Source organism: Pseudomonas sp. HMSC065H01 (assembly GCF_001815235.1).
GTDB lineage: Bacteria > Pseudomonadota > Gammaproteobacteria > Pseudomonadales > Pseudomonadaceae > Pseudomonas > Pseudomonas aeruginosa.
This window is the reverse complement of record NZ_KV819836.1, coordinates 27,688-28,425: the sequence shown is the minus strand read 5'-3', so window position 1 is coordinate 28,425 and position 738 is coordinate 27,688. Positions and strand designations below refer to the sequence as shown.

The window sequence follows — 738 nt, the reverse complement described above, 5'->3', positions numbered from 1 at the left end:
ACCCGGCCGGCAATACCAGCGGTCCGGCCAGCACCACGGTGGATACGGTGGCGCCGGCCACGCCGGTGATCAATGCCAGCAACGGCAGCGTGATCACCGGCACCGCCGAGGTCGGCGCCAAAGTGATCCTCACCGACGGCAACGGCAACCCGATCGGCCAGGTCACCGCCGACGGCAGCGGCAACTGGAGCTTCACGCCCGGCACGCCGCTGGCCAACGGCTCGGTGATCAATGCGCTGGCCCAGGACGCCGCCGGCAACACCAGCGGCCCGGCCAGCACCACGGTGGACTCGGTAGCCCCGGCCACCCCGGTGCTCGATCCGAGCAACGGTACGGTGATCAGCGGTACCGCCGAAGCCGGGGCCACGGTGATCCTCACCGACGGCGGCGGCAACCCGATAGGGCAGGCCACCGCCGATGGCAGCGGCAACTGGAGCTTCACTCCGGGCACACCGCTGACCAACGGCACGGTGATCAATGCGGTGGCCCAGGACGCCGCCGGCAACACCAGCGGTCCGGTCAGCACCACGGTGGACGCGGTGGCCCCGGCCACCCCGGTGATCGACCCGAGCAATGGTGTCGAACTCAGCGGCACCGCCGAACCCGGCGTCCGGGTGATCCTCACCGATGGCAATGGCAACCCGATCGGCCAGACCCTCGCCGACGGTAGCGGCAACTGGACCTTCACACCGGGCACGCCGCTGGTCAACGGCACGGTGGTCAACGCCGTGGCCCAGG

1 protein-coding gene is annotated in these 738 nt (G+C 70.7%); it reads left to right on the top strand.

What is annotated here, in order from left to right; genetic code table 11:
* Window positions 1-738: Ig-like domain-containing protein (locus HMPREF3014_RS03360; protein ID WP_256562441.1), on the top strand; the 738-nt coding region annotated here is incomplete at both ends.